Consider the following 19,427-nt stretch of genomic DNA (forward strand, 5'->3'; position numbering starts at 1 on the left):
GACATGACAAACGTGATTGAATTTCAGGATTTTTCATTTACATATCGGAGTCAGTCGGAACCGACACTCCGGCAGATTCAGTTAACGATTCAAGCAGGCGAACGCATCTTAATTGTTGGACCTTCGGGTTCAGGAAAAAGTACGCTTGCTCAGTGCATCAATGGGTTGATTCCATTCTCGTACCCGGGAACGTGGAAAGGACAGGTTCTGATCAAAGGGCAGGATGCCCGGACGTTATCGTTATTTGATCGTTCGCTGCATATTGGCACGGTGTTACAGGATCCAGATGCGCAGTTCGTTGGTTTATCGGTTGGCGAAGACATTGCCTTTGCGCTCGAGAACAAACAGACAGGGCGACCGGAAATGCACGAGATTGTCGAACGCGTCGCACGAATGACGGACGTCGAGACGCTTTTGCAAGCGCGATTAAATGATTTATCAGGAGGTCAGCGACAACGGGCGGCATTGGCTGGAGTTCTCGTCGAAGATGCGGATATCTTATTGTTTGATGAACCACTCGCAAATCTCGATCCGGTAGCGGGTCAAGAAGCGATGATGTTAATGGATCGACTGCAACGCGATACGAACCGAACACTGATCGTCGTTGAACACCGAATCGAGGATGTACTGGTCATTCCATTTGATCGCATCATCGTCATGGTCGACGGAGAAATTATCGCCGATCATCATCCTGACGTCATCTTAAGTAACGGAAAACTGCAACAAGCAATATTGCGTGAACCCCTCTATGTCAGTGCCGCACGCTGGGCTGGCATGACCGTGGAGTCTGTAGATCAGCCGAGCCGCATCGATCCTTTTTTAGAGCAGTTCAACCAGAAAGACGTGTTAGAACGTTTAGAAGAAGCTCCTCAAAAAGAGGCTGCAATCTCTGATTCATTGCTTGAACTTGAGCAGTTGGCGTTTCATTATCATCAAGGAACGCCAGTGCTTGAAGATGTGACGGCGACTTTTCAAAAAGGAACACTGACAACGATCGTCGGTCAGAATGGTGCAGGAAAATCAACGCTTGCGAAAGTGTTGAGTGGTTATCAACGGACAACACGTGGTCGGATCCTACTTAACGGGACCGACATTACGCACCAACCGATCGCCGAGCGGGCAGGGTCAATCGGATTCGTCCTGCAAAATCCGAATCATATGATTTCGAAGCACCTCGTGCAGGAGGAAATTCGCTACGGGATGCAGACACTCGGATTGAGTGAAGCGGAAGAAAACGAGCGTCTCGAGCAGACGTTACGTCGCTGCGGATTATATCCGTTTCGCAATTGGCCGATCCAAGCACTAAGTTTTGGTCAGAAGAAACGGGTGACGATTGCTTCGATTCTCGTTCGACGACCGGATATCTTGATTCTCGATGAACCGACAGCTGGTCAAGATTACCGGCATTATTCGGATATGATGGGCTTTTTAGAAGGATTGAAACAAGAGGGGATGACGTTACTCATCATCACGCATGATATGCATCTCGTCTTAGAGTACAGCGATCAAGTCTGCCTGGTGCAAGCTGGACGCATCCGTTACGCCGGAACGTCATTTGGACTGCTAAATCAAGAACAGTTGCTGCATCATGCCCATTTAAAGCAAACATCGCTCTTTACGATAGCGAAACATCTCGACATCGATGCGGAACGATTCGTCGAGTCCGTGATTACGGCGGAGCGAAAGGAGCGGGAACAATGGCTGTAGAAATGCTTGGCTATATTGAAAAAGCGTCACCGATTCATCGATTGACGGGAACGACGAAACTAATCGGATTCTTGTTATTTACGACAGCAACGATGTTTACCTATGATACGCGTGTCTTACTTGTTCTTGGTTTAGTCAGCATCGTGTTATTCCGATTGTCACGTATTCAGTTTCGGGAAGTCCGATTCGTTTTGATCTTTACAGCAATATTTGTCCTGATTAATGCACTCGCCGTTTATCTATTCGAACCAGAGCAGGGCGTTGAAATCTACGGTTCGCGTCACGTTTTATTTGAAGGCGTTGGTCGCTTTACGATAACATCAGAACAATTGTTTTATCTGTTTAATCTCATCTTAAAATACAGTGTGATCGTTCCGATTGCTGTGTTGTTTCTCGTCACGACCCATCCGACAGAATTCGCGTCCTCGTTGAACCGGATTGGTGTACCGTATAAAATCGCCTTCGCTGTCTCATTAGCGCTCCGTTACATTCCAGACGTACAAGCGGACTTTCGGACGATTGCGAACGCTCAGGAAGCGCGGGGAATTGCCGTCTCGCATGGTTCGCTTTGGCAACGGGCGCGTAATAGCATCCAGATTTTACTTCCGTTGCTGTTTACGAGTCTCGAACGAATTGAAACCGTCAGCAATGCGATGGATCTCCGTGGATTTGGTGCGGGACGAAAGCGGACGTGGTACAACCAACAGACGATGACACGCATCGATTATGTCGCCATCAGTTGTGTAGTACTTTTGACAATTTTCTCGTTTGTCGTCACTTTCCATGACGGCAATCGATTTTATAATCCGTTCTAAGCATGAGATACGAAAAAGGCAGTGGATGCGTCCACTGCCTTTTATCATATAACTAATCCGCTTACGCAGAACGTTTTTGATTTTCCCAACGTGGTGAGTTCAATAGTTCAATCCATTTCTTCACGGCTGAGATCGTAATGACGATCGCGAGCAGTCCCATCGTTACGGATAAGACGGTATTCAAGACGCTAAATCCTGGAGAATCTGGATTTGCATAAACGTTTGCGACCATCCAGATATCAGCAAATGTTACTGTGATCAGGAGGTAGACGAGCGGGATGAACGTCGTCAGGGCATAGACTTTTTTATCGGCGATTTTCAAGATGATCGTCGTTCCGATGATCAAGCCGATTGAAGCCATCAGCTGATTTGATACCCCGAATAATGCCCAAATCGAACCGATGTCACCTGAGAACAGGAGATAGCCCCAGAAGAACGTACCGAGTGCTGAAGCAAAGATTGCACCTGGAATCCAGTCGACGCGTTTGAGTGGTTTATAGAATTCACCGAAGAAATCTTGAATCAAGTAACGGGCGACACGTGTTCCTGCGTCGATTGCAGTTAAAATGAAGACCGCTTCGAACAGAATGACGAATTGGAAGAAGAAACCGGCAATTTCTTTGAACCATGGGATGGCGCGGAAGATGAACGTCATACCGACGGCGAGTGAAACGGCACCACCCGTTCGACCTGCAAGGTCGAGTCCGATTTCACGAGATAAATCATCCAAGTAGACCGTGCTCATACCTAGAGTTGCGAATACTTCTGGTGTTGAGTTGATGGCAAAGTAATCACCGACTTCAAGAGATGTCGCAGCAATCAATGCCATGACGGCAACAAGACATTCAACAAGCATGGCACCAAAAGCAACCGGTTTGATGTCACTCCACCGATTGATCATCTTCGGTGTCGTACCAGAACCAACGAAAGCGTGGAAACCAGAGATTGCACCACAGGCAATCGTGATCGAGATGAATGGCCAGACTGGACCAGCGATGATTGGACCACCGCCATCAACGAACTTCGTGAATGCTGGGAATCGAATGTCCGGGTTGATGATGAAGACACCAACGATTAAGGCAAGGAAAACACCGATCTTCATGAAACTTGATAGATAGTCGCGTGGTGCGAGCAAGAGCCATACAGGCAGTGCCGCAGCGAAGAATGCATAAATCGGTAGAGCGATTGCGAGCTGACGAGAGGACAGGTCGAACCAGTCACCGATGAATGTTTCCGTCAACTGAGGACCAAAACCAATCGCAGCTAAGATGAGTAGAAAACCGACTGTTGAAGCAAGGGCTAGGTTACCACCTTTACGTAAGTAAATCCCAACGAGCATCGCGATCGGAATCGTCGAGAAGACAGCGAATGTGCCCCATGGATTATGTTCAAGCGCATGCAAGACGACCATCGATAGTCCCGCCATCGTAATCGTGATGATGAAGAGCATCGCAAGACCGGCACAAAAACCAGCGACGGGACCTAATTCTTTTTTAGCGACTTCGGACAACGATTGACCATCTTGACGCATCGAGGCAAACAGGACGACCATATCATGGACCGCTCCCCCGATGACGGCACCGATCAAGAGCCACAGTAAGCCGGGTAGGTAGCCGAACTGAGCAGCAAGGACAGGTCCTACGAGTGGACCAGCAGCAGCGATTGCCGCGAAATGGTGTCCGAATGAGACCCATTTGTTCGTTGGAACGTAATCTTTTCCGTCCGCTAATTTATGAGCAGGCGTTTCGCGATCATCTTTGATTTTTAAGACTTTCGCGGCCATGAATGTACCGTAGAGACGATACGCGATTAATAAGATACAGATGACAGCAATGACGATGGGAGTAGCGCTCATCTAAAATTCCTCCTCTTGAATGAACTATGATGGATTTAGTATACAAGTTGTGGAAGCGCTTTCTTTAATTTTTAGATGAGTTGTCGATTTTGTACGATGAAAGGTTGAAAAAGGACCTTGAATCACAAAAAAGGAAGCGCTCAAATACCGAGCGCTTCTTTCAATAGTTTGACATACGTCCGACTGACCGGCACATCGATTTGGTGAATCTTTAAGTTGTAAGCCCCGTTAAACCAAGGTTCGATCGCGTCAATCGCTGATAAGTTCACGAGATACGAGCGATGAACCCGTAAAAACCGATGATCTTGAAGCTTTCGTTCAAGTTCGAGTAAGGTCTCGTTTGAAGGATACGCTTCATGTTCCGTTACGATTTTCGTTTTCCCATTTTCAGCAACGATGTAATCAATATCTTGCGGAGATAAGAGTTTGAGTCGATCTCCCGTTTCGACAGCTAAACGTTCAAGTCGAGGTGCTTTTTTGGGAAGCGGTCGTGCGACTTTTTCGATGGCGCGCACGATCCGTGCCGGATCATACGGTTTCAAGATGTAGTCATAGGCATTAAGTTCAAAGGCTTCAAGCGCATGAGCATCATATGCCGTTACAAACAGAAGAGCCGGAGGACGTGGCATCGACTTCAAGCGTTTGGCGACTTCAAGACCGCTTCCATCTGTCAGCTCGATATCAAGAAAGACCAAGTCGGGTTGAAGGGAGCGGACGAGTCGTTCCGCTTCTTCGACACTACCAGTTTCTCCGACGACTTCAAGACCGGCTGCGGTCACGTGATAACGGAGCTCATCACGTGCGAGCGGTTCATCTTCAATCAATAAGGTGCGCATGCTGGTTCTCCTTTCTGACTTCAATGGGAAGGCGAATTGTAATCGTCGTTCCGTTTTGACCGTCACTCGTGATCGTAAACTGTCCTTTTTCACCGTACAGGCTTCGAATCCGTTCTGCCGTATTGAATAACGCGGTACCGGTACCAGAAGATGGAACTACTTCTCGACCGAGACGAGCAAGGCGAGAGGCTTCAATCCCGCGTCCGTTATCGACGACTTCGAGGTAAAGTTGATCTGCCTCACACCATGCCGTCACCCCGACATATCCCGTCTGCTCATTCAAAAAAGCATGAAGGAACGCATTCTCGATCAACGGTTGTAAGATAAACGGTGGAACGAGTAAAGACGTCGTCTCTTCCGCTAAATCGATATCGAGGAACGGTCGATTTGGAAAACGAGCAGCTTCAAGGGATGTATACGCCTCGATATGCTCGAGTTCCTTTTGGAGCGGAATTTTCGTCGAGCGTGCTCCTTGGAGGTTACTACGGAAAAACGTTGATAATTCGAGCAACAATGTCCGTGCCTGTTCGACATCCGTTCGGCACAGTGCATAAATCGTATTGATGGCATTGAACAGGAAGTGTGGATGAATTTGTGCTTCGAGTGCCCGGATCTCGGCATCCTTCAGTAAATCAGCTTGGCGCTGTGCGTTCCCGAGTGCCAGTTGTGTAGAAAACAGTTTTGCTAATCCTTCAATGAGTTCGACTTCCACGGCGTCGAGCAGTTCGGCATGTGGATAGTAGACTTTTAACGTCCCAATCGTCGTTTCCCCGACGATGAGCGGAGCGATGATGCCCGCTTGAAGTGGGCAATCCGTTACGGGACAGCCGATATCGAGTCGTTCCGTCACAAGACGAACTTGTCCATCCTGTAAAACATGTTCGGTTGGTTTTGTCGTCCAGTGACTACCTGCTTGATGGTGATCACTTCCGATACCGAGGTGAGCAAGGATAACGGATTGATCCGTCAAGGAGACGGCTTCGGCTCGTGTTTGTTGCAACAGAATTTCCGCGACAGCTTCTGCCGTATGGATATGTAGACCACGCGTCAGGTGCGGAAGCGTCAAATCGGCGATATGCAACGACCGTTCTGCTTCTCGTGCACGGACGGTTTCTTCTTCTCGCGCAGCAAGACGGATGATCGATAAAAATAACCAGACGCCAAGGACGTTGATGAGTGTCATCGGCAAGAAGATAAACTGGACGAGTTCAACAGCCGCGTCAAAGGGGCGGGCGAACAGTAAAATCAATGACATTTCAAATAGCATCAAAAAAGCGGTCAGACAAACAGGTAACAAGGCTTGGCTGCCGAGTCGGTCACGCCAGTAAGGGCGAAGTAATCCACTGACACCACCGGCAATGACGGTCGAAAGCGTACAAGCAAATGCTGTGAACCCGCCGAGGGAATACCGATGAATCCCGACGATCAGTCCAGTCATCAATCCACCAAGCGGACCAGCGAGTAACCCACTGATGACAACGATCATCGTTCGTGTATTCGCGATTGCCGATGTTCCGTCGACCTCTTCGAGCCAAGCATGGGGCAAGAATTCTGCTAAGTCGACTTTGACCCCTGTATAGTTACTTAAGATCCCATACGTCGCAAAAAACAGGACAAGGACACGGAATTGCCAACCTGCTTCCGGTTGACGCAACAAGCGTCGCGTTGGTCCCCACTGGGCGAGGATGAACGCTAAGATGATCATGATACCAAGTCGCTCGAGTAAAAAAGGAATCAGTTCCAACATATGTATTCCTCCATTCGAGTTAAGTGTAAACGCTCGCAAAACGAAGGGCAATGCCGATAAACAAAAAAGCCGTACTCCCTCTAGTGGAGAGGAAGTACAGCGAGCTTGCTTATTGTGCGTCTTTATCGAACGTGATGCGTGCGATTGCATCATGTTGGTGAATCGTTTCTTCGTTGCGACATTCGACGTAGAACGAAGCAATTGGATCCATTTCGTATAGGTCAGCAGCAATCAAGCGCACCATGTCTTCTACGAAACGTGGATTTTCGTATGCCATCTCTGTCACGCGTTTTTCATCCGGACGTTTGAGTACCGGGTGAAGTGGGGCAGAAGCATTTGATTCAGCCGCATCAAGCAATGATTGTTTCCAGTCAAAGTCTTCTGCTTCATCACGTAACGAAGCTTCCATCGTGACGTAGCCACGTTGGTTGTGGGCACTGTACTCGCTGATTTCTTTCGAACATGGGCAAAGTGTCGTGACGTTGATCGTCAAGCCGACAGATAATGTCGCTTCATTCGTTTCCGTGTTGACGCTGACCGTTTGCCATACTTCGGCATTCATCAACCCACTAAGTCCCGTTGCAGGTGCTTTACGTGTAAAGAACCATGGGTAACGGATCGTCAATTGACCTTCTGTTTGTTCCATACGGTCCGCTAAATCACGCGCGAATTGAATAAGTGATTCATTCGTAACTGTCCAACCTTCGTTGTGGTATTGATCAAGTTGTTCCGTTAAGCGACTCATGTTGATCCCTTTACGGTCTTGTACGAGTGACGTCGACAACTCGAACGTTGCGACTGTCGCTTGTGTTTTGTCCCCGTCTTGGATGACGACAGGATGTTTAACGTTTGAGATTCCAACAGCGTCAAGTGCGAACAGGAAGTTCTTCGGTGTATTTTGCAAGTCGACCATTTTATCTTTTTCAGTCGGTTTTGTTCCTTTGATTGGTGGTACCGAACCGAATAGCTTATGGCGCTCTTCTTTCGTTGGTAACGTAATCGGGTAGGTAGACATATTTATGGGCCCCTTTGTCCTTTTGTAGTGTTTCAATAGTAATAACATGACAGGAATGCTAGAGACGAGCAAGTCTGATGATTCCGCAAATGTGTTTCATCGTTTCATTACTAGAAGTGTTGTCTTGAATTTTATCACGAACGTTCGATAAACGAAACTCGCACGACTTAAAATCGACACATTCCATAGCCGGAGGAATAACATGCTTGCAATCGGGTATATTATCCTATAGTATATGTTCAGGTGAACGTGTAATTATTGTTTTTGTCATAGTCATACAATGTATTTTTGATTTTACAGATAGTCAGAGAAAGGGATGACAGAGATGGATTGGCAGTTATTACTTCAATATGCCTGGGTCGTACTTGTCTTGATCGCGCTTGAAGGATTACTTTCGGCAGATAATGCACTCGTACTCGCGGTCATGGTTAAGCACTTACCAGGAGAACAACAAAAGAAAGCACTTTTTTATGGATTAGCTGGAGCATTCGTTTTACGGTTCGCGGCACTGTTCGCGATTTCATTCCTCGTCGATATTTGGCAAATCCAAGCACTTGGAGCAGCGTACTTGCTCATCATGGGATTACGGCATATTTATAAGACCGCTAAGGCAAGGAAACTCGGTGAGAATCATGGCGCCGAAAATGAACTCGATGCAGAGCCGAAGTCGGAAGAGCCAGTTTCAAAAGGTGAATTCTGGCGGACAGTCGCGAAGATTGAATTCGCTGACTTAGCATTTGCTGTCGATTCGATTCTTGCTGCAGTTGCTTTAGCAGTCGCACTTCCGAACTGGGGATCGGGCGAAATCGGTGGTTTGAACACCGGTCACTTCATCGTCATCTTAACGGGTGGTTTAATGGGTGTTGTCCTCATGCGTTTCGCGGCCCGTGTCTTCGTGAAATTACTTGCAGAACGTCCAGGTCTTGAAACAGCAGCCTTTGCAATCGTTGCCTGGGTCGGTGTGAAGCTAGCTGTTCTTGCGCTCGAACATCCGAAATACCATGCATCAATCGAAGGAACAGTCTTCGAAGCCTTAAAACTTCCGGAAGGATTTGCTCACAGTACACCGTGGCAGGCATTCTTCTGGACGGTCATGGTCGGTCTTGCCCTTTGGGGTTGGTTCTCTTCACCAAAAACGAAAGCAAATCCAGATGCTGAAAAGAAAGTTGATCAAAACTTATAAGAAATGGAACGATCCGTCGATGACGGGTCGTTTTTTGGTGTTAGGTTTTCTTAAACAATGGGAATAAAACACAAGGTTAAGTACTTCAGTCGAGCTTTCATCTTTTTCTTTCCGATCGACCGGCATATAATGAATAGACTGAACAAAAAAGGGGATTCGTTAGTATGGATATTGGATTAATTACACAGTATGCGACCGTCGGGCTCGTACTGATTATTTTGCAAGGGTTATTATCTGCCGACAATGCGATGGTCATGGCTGTCCTAGTCCGACCGTTACCAGACGATCAGCGCAAAAAAGCACTTTTCTATGGTCTCGTCGGGGCACTCGTCTTACGTTTCGTCGCAATCTTCTTTGCCTCGTACCTAGCGACGATTTGGGAGCTTCAGGCACTCGGAGCGATATACCTCTTTTACGTGGCGTTTAAAGGAATCGTTGAGGCACGATCGAATAAACACCAAGTACCGGACACGATTGCTTCACAAAAAGCCTCACCGAATTTTTGGTGGACGGTTGTTAAAGTCGAATTCTCTGATTTAGCGTTCGCTGTCGACTCGACACTTGCCGCTGTCGCCATGGCAACGACACTGCCGATGATCGGAGGAACGATTGGTGGTCTGAATACAGGTCAATTCTGGGTCGTCTTCTTCAGTGGGATCATTGGTCTCGTCATTATGCGTTACTTTGCGAGTTGGTTCGTTGTCTTGCTCCAAAAGCGACCAGGTATCGAAGAAGCAGCGTTTTGGCTTGTCGCTTGGGTTGGCGTAAAACTCGTCGTCATGACACTTGCGCATCCGTCAATCGACGTCTTGCCGCATGAGTTTCCAGAGAGTACACTATGGCAAACGATCTTCTGGGTCGTACTTGCCCTGATTTTAATCATTGGTTGGTTCCGTAGCGGAAGTAGTTCAACCAAATCAGCAAAATAATACAATGGCGGGCAGGGTACTCTCTGTCCGTCTTTCGTTAGGAGAGATTTTATGCAAAACGGTAATTTCATTCGGATGCTGACGCGGATGCAAAACGTTCCACGGTGGGATGAATATGCACCACGTTTTCCGGATAACGCAGCCAGTCATAGCTTTCGTGTTGCCTTATTCAGTTTGATGGCAAGCTATTTAGAAGAAGCAGACGGACAAACACCAGTCGACCGCCTGACATTGCTCGGAAAAGCCTTATTCCATGACATGAACGAGGTCATCACCGGACCAATCAAACACCGGACGAAAAAAGAGCCAACGCTACATGCACACATTCAGGCAATGGAACAACAGGCGAGTGAACAGCTCGTCGCCTTACTCTCGAAGTCGCTTCAACCAGCCTTTACGACGTATCTTGTTCATGCAGAAGATGATTCACCGGAAGGACGAATCGTTGAAGCCATCGATACGTTTGATGCGATGTTATATGCACGCCGGGAAGCACGGATGACAGAGTCCGTCTTTTTCGAACAAAAAGCAGCGGAATTACAGGCTGTTCTGGAACGACACCCACTCGCTTCAATCCGTCGCTTGACACAGTCGGTCATGGAAGAGGACGAGATGTCTCATTTTATCGAAAACGTCTTGATGATGGATACGATTCGGCGCTGGAAAGGACGTTTTAATACGATTGATGATAACGACGCGACACATGCGTTTCGTGCAGCTTCGCTTGGTATCTTCAATGGATTGATTGAATCAGAAAAATACGGCGTCACGATCGACATTGAAGAAGTCGTCTCCCGTCTCTTGTGCCATGATCTCGTCGAAGGAACGACAGGAGATGTTCTTGGACCTGTCAAACATGCGACGCCGGTCACGGCAGCAGCCTTCGAAGCTTATGAACGGGCAGAAGGAGAGACGTTGATCAACAATTTACCAGAAGACATCCGAGCACCGTTCCGTCGATTCGTCGTTGAAGCAAAAGACGAGACGTACGAAGGGCAAATGGTCGATGTGATCGATAAACTCGATGCGTTGATCAAAATGAACATGGAACGAAAGTTAAATGGTGTCGAGTATGAGACCGGTTATCGGGCCCAACTCAAAAAGGTACAGATGACATATGAAAATCCATCGGTCGTCTTTTTCCTCGCTTATGTCTTGCATGATTTGGATTACGTGACGTCATGACAAAGACGACGATGACACCAGGCCGCTTGACGTTGATCTTGATCCTCGGTTCACTCGCTGCACTCGGACCGCTCTCGATCGACATGTATCTACCTGCTTTTCCGGATATGTCACGCTCGTTTGATGCGAGTGCGTCACTGATCCAATTGAGTTTGACGGCTTGTATGCTCGGAATGGCGCTCGGACAATTGATCGTTGGTCCGCTCAGTGATGTTCGTGGACGTAAGCGTCCGTTAATGATTGCTTTACTTGCGTATCTGCTCGCTTCTCTTGCGTGTGCGATGGCACCAACGATTGAAGTGTTGATTGCGCTGCGCTTCATCCAAGGGGCAGCCGGAGCGTCAGGAATTGTCATTTCCCGGGCAATCGTTCGTGATCTATTCGAAGGACCGGAATTAACGCGGTTCTTTGCTGCCTTGTCCCTCGTCAACGGAACGGCACCGATTCTCGCACCCGTCATCGGGGGACAGTTGCTTTGGTTCGGTGACTGGCATTTTGTCTTTTACTTGCTGGCGATTTTAAGTACGTTGATGTTGCTCGCTGTTGCACTGCGTTTGCCGGAAACACTTCCACTCGAAAGACGCGTTGAAGGGAATTTGACGACGACGTTGAAGACATTCGGACGTTTGTTGACGGACCGTGTCTTCATCGGCTATGCGTTTGCGCAAGCATTCGTCATGGGCGCGATGTTTGCCTACATCTCCGGTTCACCGTTCGTCTTACAAAATATTTATGGCGCTTCGCCGCAACAGTTCAGTTTTTTGTTCGGCTTAAACGGAATCGGAATCATTTTAGCGGCTCAAATCGCTGGACGTCTTGCTGGTCGAGTTGATTCAGAACGTCTGATGCGAATCAGCTTGACGGTTGTTGCGAGTGCAAGTATCTTTTTGTTCCTCGCTTTAACGTTAACGGACCAATTGATTTTCGTCATGATTCCACTTTTCTTCGTCGTCTCAAGCGTTGGTTTGATCTCAACGCTCGGTTTTACCTTAGCGATGCAAAACTACGGAGCAACGGCTGGAAGTGCCTCGGCACTTCTTGGTTTACTCCCGATGCTCGTCGGTTCGCTCGTGTCACCACTCGTCGGCATCATGGGGGAGCAATCGGCCGTTCCGATGGGGCTGATTATCATGACGCTTGATTGTTTGGCACTCGTCCTTTATTACGGACTAATCGTCCGACGTCCCGACCGCTCATAAATACTTGTTAGTCAAAAACGTTTGTCCTATTTATGGGACGAACGTTTTTTTATTTAATGAAAGGAAAAGAAATGGAATTCATTTTGAAACATTTTCTAGATGGTTTGCGTAGAAGAGGGAGAAAGCCAGTACTTCAGAAAGGAGCGGAGCGATGAAACAGGAGTTGCCGCGTGAACGAGAACCGTCGATTGAGGCAAGATTAGCACGTCATTTTGCCGCGCAAAAAAAATACTTACGTCGTCAAGAAGAGGCGATTGATCAGCGAGACAAAGAGTTGGCTCGTTTATTGTATGAAGAAAACCGGACTGCGTATCAGCGGGCTTATCACGAACTGTATGGTTCACATCCTTACATCGAGGTGAACGAAAATGGACGTTAGTACACTTTATTTATATGCGTTAGCGGCCGCTGCTTGTGGTGTGTTTGTGTCCATCCTATTCTCAGACGTCATTCCGGGTGTCGATCAAATTTTCCATCCTACGTTGATCTTATCTTTCGTCATCATCACGTCAGCGATCGGCTTCGGACTCGAACAACTGAGTCCGCTTGGTTCAATTTTGATTTTGATCATCAGCAGTGTCATCGCGTTGTTGGTGACGACGCTGATGCATATTTTTTTGTTCGTTCCGATGGCACAAGCCGAACAGTCGCTTGGATTTTCGGAACAGATGCTAGAAGGGCGTAGCGCAACCGTCATCGTGCCGATTCCGACTGAAGGATATGGTGAAATTTTACTTGATGACGTCTCAGGACGTGTATCGAAGTCAGCCGTCCTGTTTGAAGGTCCTGCCTTACCACAAGGAACAAAGGTACTTGTTATCGAGATTAAACAAGGCGTCGCGTCTGTCGTGACGTACCCCCAACAATGGAAAAAGGAGATGTTTACATGAATCCAGTATTAATCGTATCGATCGTTGCAGTCGCATTGATCGTTGCATTGATTGTCCTATTCATCACGAAGTACCGAACGGTTGGTCCGGAAGAAGCATTAATCGTATCCGGTAGTTATCTTGGAGGACGCAACGTTAATACCGATGAGTCCGGCAACCGGGTGAAGATTATTCGCGGCGGCGGAACATTCGTGTTACCTGTCTTCCAACAAGCAACACCACTTAGCTTGTTATCGAGTAAACTCGAAGTCACAACACCAGAAGTGTACACGGAGCAGGGTGTACCGGTCATGGCTGATGGAACGGCGATCATCAAGATCGGCAGTTCGATTTCTGAGATTGCAACAGCAGCAGAGCAGTTCCTCGGAAAATCAAAAGAAGAGCGTGAAGGGGAAGCGCGTGAAGTTCTTGAAGGGCATTTGCGTTCGATCCTCGGTTCGATGACAGTCGAAGAAATTTATAAGAACCGCGATAAGTTCTCGCAAGAAGTCCAGCGGGTCGCATCACAAGATCTGGCGAAGATGGGGCTCGTCATCGTTTCGTTTACGATCAAAGACGTCCGAGATAAAAATGGATACTTAGAATCACTCGGGAAACCACGGATTGCACAGGTGCGCCGGGATGCGGACATCGCAACGGCAGACGCGGAAAAAGAGACACGCATCAAACGAGCGGAAGCTTCAAAGGATGCGAAAAAAGCAGAACTCGAACGTGCAACGGAAATCGCTGAAGCGGAAAAAGAAAATCAGTTGAAGATGGCAGACTACCGCCGCGAACAAGATATCGCGAAGGCGAAAGCCGACCAAGCGTATGATCTTGAGAATGCACGTGCACAACAAGAAGTCACCGAGCAACAGATGCAAATCAAAATCATTGAGCGTCAAAAACAAATCGAGCTCGAAGAACGAGAAATCCTCCGTCGTGAGAAACAATACGATGCGGAAGTCAAAAAACGTGCCGATGCCGATCGTTACTCGATTGAGCAAGCTGCCCAAGCGGACCGTGCGAAGCAATATGCGGAAGCAGATGCAACGAAATACCGGATTGAAGCATCGGCAAAAGCGGATGCAGAACGAATTCGTCTGGATGGTCTTGCGAAAGCGGACGCTGAGCGAGCACAAGGGGAAACAGAAGCAGACATCATTCGTTTGAAAGGTCTTGCCGAAGCGGAAGCGAAAGAAAAAATCGCGCAGGCGTTCGAACAATTCGGACAAGCAGCAATCCTTGACATGGTCATTCGGATGATGCCAGAGTACGCGAAAGAGATTGCAGCACCACTCGGTAACATCGATAAGATCACGGTCGTCGATACAGGTAGTGGTGAAGGTGGCGGTGCGAACCGTGTCACAGGGTACGCAACGGATTTGATGGCGTCACTGCAAGAGACGTTAAAAGCGTCGTCAGGATTAGATGTCAAAGAGTTGATCGAGAACTTCTCTGGTAAAGGAACAGCAAAGCCGTTAACGGTCAACTTGAATTCTCATGATGCGGTGGCAGCGTCGAAAACAGAAGACTGATATCATTACTATGTACCAGTAGAAGTAGTTTCTGAAAGGATATCTCATCATGGATGGTTTAGCGTTACTGCAAGAGCGTTGGATGTTGTTGCTCCCGTTCGTTGTCGTCTTCTTGATCAACGTCGGGTTATTGACAGCCCTTCTAAAGAAGCGACGTGATTTACCGAAGATGCTGGTCTTCGGAATGGGTGGGATGGCGATCGTGTTCATCGTCTCCTCGCTTGGATTAAGCATGGCACTGCTGTTCTTCGGATACAATTCATAAAAAACGGAGCTGACTCAAAAGTCAGTCTCTACAAAGATAGAGGTGGCAGAATGATGATCTGCCACCCCTATCTCGTAATAAAAAGAATGACGCGTCACACGCAACTCCTACAGGAATAAGCGCATTTATGCGCTGTCAGAGACAAATAAGACCCGCTTTCCTGCTTGAATGAAGCAGGAAAACTGGCTTGTGTCTCGCCTGAGGAAAGGGCGTGAACAGACGAGTCGTTCTTTTTTTGAGTCAGCCTCGTTTAATGAAGTAAGAATGAATGCCGTTAACGTGGAAGGTCATACCCAATGACGACGAGTCCCGGTCCAGTATGTGAACCGATGGCTGCGCCGGCGATCGTCAAGATGACTTCGCTTGGTGAGAATTGTGCTTCAATCAATTGTTTTAACTGTTCTGCCCGTTCGATCGAATCCCCGTGACCAATCATGATTCGGTGTCCGTCAATCGCAGGACGTGCTTCTTCCATCCACTCGACGATTCGATTCATGACTTTTTTCTGTCCGCGGATTTTTTCTTTTGGAATCAACTTCCCGTCTTCGACGGTCAACAGTGGCAAGATCGATAGAAGACCACCAATGAAGGCGCTAGCTCGCGAAACGCGTCCACCGCGCATCAAATATTCGAGTGATTCGACTGTAAACAGATGACGAATCGTATTCACCTTGGCTTCAGCGTAAACCACTGTTTCTTCAAACGAATGCGTTTGTGCATACTCTGCAACGTCGAGAACGAATAGTCCTTGTCCCGTTGAAGCGGTTTTCGTATCGAGCACGAGATAGGGGACGTTCGGATATTTTTCGGCGAGTTCATCTGCGAGCATCTTCGCGGTTTGGTATGTTCCAGATAACTCACTTGAAAAAGCGAGATAGAGGAAGGGATCACCTTGTTCGAAGTGACGCGTGAACACCTCGACCATCCGGCTGACTTCTACTTGGAATGTCTTTGGTGCTGCGCCATCGCGCATCTTATCATACAGTTGTTTTGGAGATATCGATTCTCCGTCGAAGAACGTGTCTTCGTCGATCAATACGCCGAACGGCATGATCGTAAAATCATAAGCATCTAACATGTCTTTTGGTGCATCAGCACCACTGTCTGTGATCAATCGGATCATCACGTTCTCTCCTTTCTTAACCTAGGGCTTTTTCATTTCGATCAAGCATTCGACTCAAGTTGACACCGAACCGCTCGTTCTCGAGTTCCGTCAAAGTCGCTGGTGTTAAATCAGCGCCGAGCGCAAGTAATGCCTCATAGGCACGACGTAAACATTCCTCAATCGTCAATGAGGTACCGAGTAATTCTTCAAGCGAAGCCATCGTTTCCGGGACAATGGTTGGATAGACGAATTTCGTCGCCTCGCCTTGAAGCGCTGCCGCGTAAAAGTCGCGGACTAAAGCGGCGCGCTGACTCCCGCTTCCGTTAACACAGAGGTAGATTTGAACGGCAACGCCACCGCGGACACGGCGCTGCGAGATACCGGCGAACTTTTTACCGGCGATCGACAGGTCGTAAGAACCGGGACAATACGATCCAACGACTTCACCGGCGACGATCGCGTCTGTTTCTTGCGCGAACATGCCACGGACGAGCGCAAGCATCGCTTCGTAACCACTGTCGATATCGATCCCACCGCGTTCCGGTAAGACTAGCGAAATATTCAAGACACCAGCGTCAAGGACGACGGCAAGACCGCCTGAGTTACGGACGACGGGCGAGAAACCATGTTCGTGCAAAACAGCTACGCCGTCTGCGAGGTGAGGAAGGCGGGCATCCTGGATGCCGAGGACGACAGTTTCGTGGTGAATCCAAGAGCGGAGTGCAGCTCCTTCTGTTGCAACGGAAGCGCATAATGTGTCGTCCATCGCAAACGATTGTGTCGCATGAAAAGCAGTTCCGAGTGACGTTTGATCAAAAATACGATAATGTTCTTGTTTTAAGAGTTCGATTCCCATAGGCTCGTTCCTTTATTGTAGATTTGCGACATCATTATAGCACAGGGTGTATAAAGTTTCTGTGCGAAGCGCCGCAGGAGACAGGAATCCTTGGAGACAAAACCGAACAACAACGACATAGACACGATTTAAAGGAGAGAAACATATGTATCAATCATTAGGTCAATTAAAGGAAACGAAGGTCTTTAAAGATCCTGTTCATCGGTATATCTATGTCAGTGATCAGTTGATTTGGCAATTGATCGGTACACGTGAGTTTCAACGACTACGTCGAATCAAACAACTGGGAACATCCTTTTTGACGTTTCATGGGGCGGAACACACGCGATTCCATCATTCACTCGGCGTCTATGAGATCACGCGCCAACTGATCGACGTCTTCAATGGTCGCGCCGATTGGGATGATCAGTACCGAGAGTTGACGCTGGCTGCGGCACTATTACACGATGTCGGTCATGGTCCGTTTTCGCACGCATTCGAGAATGTTTTTGGTGTCAATCATGAAACATGGACAGAGCGAATCATCCTCGGGAATACGGAAATCAAGAAAGTTCTCGACCAAGTGGGAGAGGGATTCGCGGAAGAAGTGGCGTCGATCATCAATAAAACGCACCCGAATCAACTGCTCGTCACGATGATCAGCTCTCAACTCGACGTTGATCGAATGGATTATTTATTACGCGATGCGCACTTTGCTGGCGTCAGCTACGGAAAATTTGATCTTGAGCGGATGCTTCGGGTATTGCGTCCGGCGCCGAATCAAATGGTCGTCAAGCAGTCCGGGATGCATTCGATTGAAGACTACATCATGCGTCGGTATCAGATGTATTGGCAAGTCTACCTGCATCCGGTGACACGATCGAGTGATTACCTATTAAAAGCCATTCTCGAACGAGCACAGGAGCTATACCTTTCCGGTTATCCGTTTGCGATTGCACCGATTCATTTAATGCCGCTGTTTGATCAGAAGATGGAGTTGCGTGATTTCCTTGGACTCGATGAGACGATCGTCTACTTCTATTTTCAGCAGTGGGCGAACGAACAGGATCCGATCCTTTCTGATCTATCAGAAAGATTCGTTGACCGGAAGTTGTTCAAGTATGTCGATTACCCGGCTGAAAAACGTGAACTCGTCCATGAAAAATTATGCGAGCTGTTTGAAGCGATCGGCTTGAATCCGACGTATTATCTGCTAGAAGATAAACTCAGTCGTCTTCCTTACGATTTATATGGGGATAATGGTGAGATCAGCAAACAACCGATCATGCTACAGATGAAGGGTGGGCAGATGAAAGAGATTTCGCAAGTTTCACCGCTCGTTCAAGCCATCGCGACGTCACGCCAGACGGATGAGAAGCTGTTCTTCCCGCAAGAAATTTTGCACGACTTGCGCGAACATGCGAATGAGAAGATGCAAATCGACCAGTTATTGATTGGTAATGTGACATCATGATATCGTCCGTTGTCCTTACGAAAATCTTGCAACAGCTTGGACAGGAGGGAGGAGAGGTCGAAGTCTTAAAAGGCGCGACATCCTCCCTTGTTTTTCGGGTCGGTGAGGGAATTCTTCGCGTCCATACGAATCAGGATTGGCTACATGAGGAGCCTGATCTTGTCTTGCACGAGGTGTTTGCGTTACGAGCAGCAGGTGACTTAGCACCAGATGTGTTGGACTATCAAACAGATGTTAGGGACGAAATACCGCCTTGGTTATATATGACGCGTTCACCGGGAGAGATCCGGCTTGATCAGGTGGATGAGCAATATGTCGAACGACTAGCACAGATGCTTGTGGCAATCCATACACTGCCCGTACCAGAATCTCTTTATGTCTATCAGCCGTATGCGACGGAACGTTACGTTCCGACGTGGACGCAGCATCCGGAGAGATGGCGTCAGCTACTGGCGGTCGAACCGATCGAAAGTCAAACAATCCGATTTATTCATCGGGATTTCCATCCGGTCAATGTGTTATACGAAATGGATGGAACGTGTCATACGATTGATTGGATTAATGCGTGTTTAGGTCCCATTGAAGTCGACCTTGCGCATTGTCGTTTGAATCTTGCCTTGCTCGAATCCGTCGAGATGGCGGATCATTTTTTAAAAAGTTACCTTAAACAGACGAACCGTTTGTACGATCACGCGTGGGATATTCGGGCTGTTTTTGATTTTGGACCTGAAACAATTGACGTCTATTCGGGGTGGAAAGCATATGGAAGGCAAAACCTCAGTCAGGACAATGTTCGGGAACGCTTGGAAAAGTTTGTCTTGAAAGTCTATGAAAATAACGAAAGCGGTTACTAAATGAACTTTTTCTCTT

The 19,427-nt window shown here is 47.9% G+C and carries 18 protein-coding genes; 12 read left to right on the forward strand and 6 right to left on the reverse strand.

Going from position 1 to position 19,427, the window contains the following annotated elements:
• Positions 1-3: 3 nt before the first annotated feature.
• Both Q7C19_RS11565 and Q7C19_RS11570 read left to right on the forward strand, forming a co-directional pair.
• On the forward strand, positions 4-1,707 hold the full coding sequence (locus Q7C19_RS11565; protein WP_035411408.1) for an energy-coupling factor transporter ATPase: 1,704 nt from the start codon (positions 4-6) through the stop codon (positions 1,705-1,707).
• Positions 1,698-2,522: an energy-coupling factor transporter transmembrane component T family protein gene (locus tag Q7C19_RS11570; protein WP_056064403.1), complete on the forward strand. Its 825-nt coding sequence runs from the start codon at positions 1,698-1,700 to the stop codon at positions 2,520-2,522. The genes Q7C19_RS11565 and Q7C19_RS11570 overlap by 10 nt, the downstream gene beginning before the upstream one ends.
• 61 nt (positions 2,523-2,583) lie before the next feature.
• On the opposite strand, the gene Q7C19_RS11575 is transcribed toward Q7C19_RS11570, so the two are convergent.
• The 4 genes from Q7C19_RS11575 to folE2 all read right to left on the reverse strand — a co-directional run bounded on the left by Q7C19_RS11575 (position 2,584) and on the right by folE2 (position 7,975).
• The gene (locus Q7C19_RS11575) at positions 2,584-4,377 is read right to left on the reverse strand and encodes a carbon starvation CstA family protein (RefSeq protein WP_035411402.1); all 1,794 of its coding nucleotides are present in this window, start codon (positions 4,375-4,377) and stop codon (positions 2,584-2,586) included.
• 140 nt (positions 4,378-4,517) lie between these two features.
• Positions 4,518-5,213 (reverse strand): LytR/AlgR family response regulator transcription factor, encoded by a 696-nt coding sequence (locus Q7C19_RS11580; RefSeq protein WP_035411399.1) that lies wholly within the window; start codon positions 5,211-5,213, stop codon positions 4,518-4,520.
• Positions 5,194-6,960, reverse strand: coding sequence for a LytS/YhcK type 5TM receptor domain-containing protein (locus tag Q7C19_RS11585; RefSeq protein WP_375092183.1), 1,767 nt, complete (start codon positions 6,958-6,960; stop codon positions 5,194-5,196). The genes Q7C19_RS11580 and Q7C19_RS11585 overlap by 20 nt, the downstream gene beginning before the upstream one ends.
• Before the next feature lie 109 nt (positions 6,961-7,069).
• Complete coding sequence (folE2, locus tag Q7C19_RS11590) at positions 7,070-7,975, reverse strand: GTP cyclohydrolase FolE2 (RefSeq protein ID WP_035411393.1); 906 nt, start codon at positions 7,973-7,975, stop codon at positions 7,070-7,072.
• Positions 7,976-8,300: 325 nt separating this feature from the next.
• Here folE2 and Q7C19_RS11595 point away from each other — a divergent pair, with 325 nt between their 5' ends.
• The 8 genes from Q7C19_RS11595 to Q7C19_RS11630 all read left to right on the forward strand — a co-directional run bounded on the left by Q7C19_RS11595 (position 8,301) and on the right by Q7C19_RS11630 (position 15,143).
• On the forward strand, positions 8,301-9,158 hold the full coding sequence (locus Q7C19_RS11595; RefSeq protein ID WP_035411391.1) for a TerC family protein: 858 nt from the start codon (positions 8,301-8,303) through the stop codon (positions 9,156-9,158).
• A gap of 164 nt (positions 9,159-9,322) precedes the next feature.
• Complete coding sequence (locus tag Q7C19_RS11600; protein WP_029343196.1) at positions 9,323-10,087, forward strand: TerC family protein; 765 nt, start codon at positions 9,323-9,325, stop codon at positions 10,085-10,087.
• Positions 10,088-10,138: 51 nt separating this feature from the next.
• Positions 10,139-11,272 carry a YfbR-like 5'-deoxynucleotidase gene (locus Q7C19_RS11605; RefSeq protein WP_290748306.1) on the forward strand — a complete coding sequence of 378 codons (1,134 nt, stop codon included), beginning with the start codon at positions 10,139-10,141 and terminating at the stop codon, positions 11,270-11,272.
• Positions 11,269-12,471, forward strand: a complete 1,203-nt coding sequence (locus Q7C19_RS11610; protein WP_375092184.1) for a multidrug effflux MFS transporter — start codon at positions 11,269-11,271, stop codon at positions 12,469-12,471. Before Q7C19_RS11605 ends, Q7C19_RS11610 begins: the two co-directional genes overlap by 4 nt.
• 151 nt (positions 12,472-12,622) lie before the next feature.
• Positions 12,623-12,850, forward strand: coding sequence for a hypothetical protein (locus Q7C19_RS11615; RefSeq protein WP_035411379.1), 228 nt, complete (start codon positions 12,623-12,625; stop codon positions 12,848-12,850).
• Positions 12,840-13,361 (forward strand): NfeD family membrane protein, encoded by a 522-nt coding sequence (locus tag Q7C19_RS11620; RefSeq protein ID WP_035411376.1) that lies wholly within the window; start codon positions 12,840-12,842, stop codon positions 13,359-13,361. The genes Q7C19_RS11615 and Q7C19_RS11620 overlap by 11 nt, the downstream gene beginning before the upstream one ends.
• Positions 13,358-14,878 carry a flotillin lipid rafts scaffold protein FloT gene (locus Q7C19_RS11625; protein ID WP_029343201.1) on the forward strand — a complete coding sequence of 507 codons (1,521 nt, stop codon included), beginning with the start codon at positions 13,358-13,360 and terminating at the stop codon, positions 14,876-14,878. The genes Q7C19_RS11620 and Q7C19_RS11625 overlap by 4 nt, the downstream gene beginning before the upstream one ends.
• A 49-nt stretch (positions 14,879-14,927) precedes the next feature.
• Positions 14,928-15,143, forward strand: coding sequence for a hypothetical protein (locus Q7C19_RS11630; RefSeq protein ID WP_313489404.1), 216 nt, complete (start codon positions 14,928-14,930; stop codon positions 15,141-15,143).
• Positions 15,144-15,417: 274 nt separating this feature from the next.
• On the opposite strand, the gene Q7C19_RS11635 is transcribed toward Q7C19_RS11630, so the two are convergent.
• Positions 15,418-16,266 (reverse strand): DegV family protein, encoded by an 849-nt coding sequence (locus Q7C19_RS11635; protein ID WP_035411370.1) that lies wholly within the window; start codon positions 16,264-16,266, stop codon positions 15,418-15,420.
• A 16-nt stretch (positions 16,267-16,282) separates the two neighbouring features.
• Positions 16,283-17,104 carry an octanoyl-[GcvH]:protein N-octanoyltransferase gene (gene lipL, locus Q7C19_RS11640; protein WP_290748296.1) on the reverse strand — a complete coding sequence of 274 codons (822 nt, stop codon included), beginning with the start codon at positions 17,102-17,104 and terminating at the stop codon, positions 16,283-16,285.
• 145 nt (positions 17,105-17,249) lie between these two features.
• Here lipL and Q7C19_RS11645 point away from each other — a divergent pair, with 145 nt between their 5' ends.
• Positions 17,250-18,557, forward strand: a complete 1,308-nt coding sequence (locus tag Q7C19_RS11645) for an HD domain-containing protein (protein WP_375092185.1) — start codon at positions 17,250-17,252, stop codon at positions 18,555-18,557.
• On the forward strand, positions 18,554-19,411 hold the full coding sequence (locus Q7C19_RS11650) for a phosphotransferase family protein (protein ID WP_081780423.1): 858 nt from the start codon (positions 18,554-18,556) through the stop codon (positions 19,409-19,411). The genes Q7C19_RS11645 and Q7C19_RS11650 overlap by 4 nt, the downstream gene beginning before the upstream one ends.
• Positions 19,412-19,427: the final 16 nt, after the last annotated feature.

Origin of the sequence: Exiguobacterium sp. PHA03 (genome assembly GCF_041945985.1) — a bacterium.
Taxonomy (GTDB): Bacteria; Bacillota; Bacilli; order Exiguobacteriales; family Exiguobacteriaceae; genus Exiguobacterium_A.